We start from the raw sequence: 1,967 nt of genomic DNA, 5'->3' as shown, positions 1-1,967 counted from the left end.
CTTATTTTTGCCTGACTAATACTCTGAGTGCGATTAATATCTGGACGCCGCAAATCCTACAGAGTTTCAATACTGGCAGTAGCAACATCATGATTGGTTTGCTGGCGGCCATCCCCCAATTCTGCACAATTTTTGGCATGATCTGGTGGAGTCGTCGTTCCGACCGTCTTAAAGAACGCAAAAAGCATACGATTCTTCCCTACCTGTTTGCCGCTGCCGGATGGTTACTCGCTTCTGCGACAGATCACAGCCTCATTCAACTGAGCGGCATCATTATGGCCTCAATGGGATCATTTACCGCGATGACTATCTTTTGGACAACACCGGATCAAGTTATAAGCTTGCAATCGCGTGCCGTTGCGATGGCTGTCATCAATGCTGTCGGCAATGTAGGTTCAGCAGTCAGTCCATTACTTATCGGTATTTTGAAAGATGCAACCGGCAGTTTTAGCTCAGGTTTGTGGTTTGTAGCAGGATTGCTGGTACTGGGCGCGTTAGTCATGACCCGAATCCCTATGGGGAGTCGGGAACACTCTCTTTCATCTGAACTTATCGCACCAAAACCGCAATAAGGAGTCATGATGTCCAGTGAAGCTATCTTTGAACATGGTTATGAAAATATTGATTTGGTCCGGGAATATGATGCCCGCTACGCTGGTGAAGATGTGCATTATGAAACATTTGCCCGGTTAGCGAATTTCTTTGGACGCGATATGCGCCCTCACTGGCACGATAGATATTTTCAACTCCATTATCTGGTCACTGGACGCATTACTTTACAACTGGATGAGCACTTCTATTCTGTGCGCGCACCGCTTTTTGTACTAACACCACCATCGGTGCCACATACTTTCTTTACTGATCCTGATAGCGATGGGCATGTTCTGACCGTACGTCAGGAGTTAATTTGGCCCCTGGTAGAAAAGCTCTGGCCTGGTAGTGGAGATGCCGCAATGCTACAAGGTATCTGTCTGTCACTGGAGGGAATGGAACATACACTGGCGGCATTAAATCATTATTGGCCGATAATATCCCTGGAGTTTCAACAAAATAAGCCAGGACGGGAAATTCTATTGCAATCACTGGCGCAAAGTATTTTTACAATCCTACTGCGTGAAGCACCACCAAATGATATTTCAACATGCAGCGTGCGCGGCGAGATGTGTTTATTCCAGAAGTTTAATCGGCTGATTGACGAAAATTATCGCCAACATTTAATGGTCCCTGAATATGCAACAATGCTCGGTATGAGTGAATCACGGCTTACCGAGCTGTGCCGACGTTTTGCCAATCAATCGCCGAAGAGATTGATTTTCGAACGAGTGAGCCGGGAAGCCAGACGGCTTCTGCTCTATAGCGAGCAAAGCATCAACCAGATAGCCCTTGATCTTGGCTACAAAGATCCCGCCTATTTCGCCCGTTTTTTCAACCGAATGATGGGTTGCTCACCAACACAATTCCGTGGTCGCTGACCATTTATCAACCTGAGAGACTCGACATGAAAATATCTTTACGCTCACTATTTGTGGCGTGCCTGATTGCGCCAGTGGCATTCACCTACGCCTCCGAACCGCAATAAATGAAAATTGTACTACTTGGAACGAAAGGTGGCCCTTCTTTATTAAAAGCTGACCGTTTACCGATGGCAACGGCACTTATTATTGGCAATAAAACCTGGTTAATTGATGCTGGTTACGGGGCCAGCTTACAACTGGTAAAAAATAATATTCCACTGCGCCAGATTGATAATATTTTACTCACCCATTTACACAGTGATCATATTCTGGACTATCCATCAGTCTTAATGAATGCATGGGCTAGCGGTCTGCAGGACAAAACTATTCATGTATTCGGTCCGCCAGGCACCCGAGCCATGACCGCTGCCAGTTGGCAGGTCTTCGATCGGGACATCACACTGCGTATGGAAGAAGAAGGAAAACCCGATCCTCGCAAACTCGTTACCGCTC

Annotated in this window: 3 protein-coding genes; all 3 read left to right on the top strand. The window is 46.6% G+C overall.

Annotated elements, in window-relative coordinates; genetic code table 11:
- Positions 1 to 572, top strand: a 572-nt coding sequence (locus ACUU1M_RS20000; RefSeq protein WP_449144772.1) for an MFS transporter, incomplete at its 5' end; no start/stop codon positions are given.
- 9 nt (positions 573 to 581) lie between these two features.
- Positions 582 to 1,472 (top strand): 4-hydroxyphenylacetate catabolism regulatory protein HpaA, encoded by an 891-nt coding sequence (gene hpaA, locus ACUU1M_RS19995; RefSeq protein ID WP_000093494.1) that lies wholly within the window; start codon positions 582 to 584, stop codon positions 1,470 to 1,472.
- A gap of 107 nt (positions 1,473 to 1,579) precedes the next feature.
- A partial coding sequence (locus tag ACUU1M_RS19990; RefSeq protein ID WP_042774381.1) for an MBL fold metallo-hydrolase occupies positions 1,580 to 1,967 on the top strand: 388 nt, incomplete at its 3' end.

The organism is Shigella sp. SIG6, assembly GCF_053555815.1.
Note: the sequence above shows the minus strand (reverse complement) of the source record. Positions and strands in the feature narration are given on the sequence as shown.

What these genes read in the sequence shown, in the direction of transcription:
- hpaA (WP_000093494.1), top strand. Translation starts at nt 582, where the DNA reads ATGTCCAGTGAAGCTATCTTTGAACATGGTTATGAAAATATTGATTTG.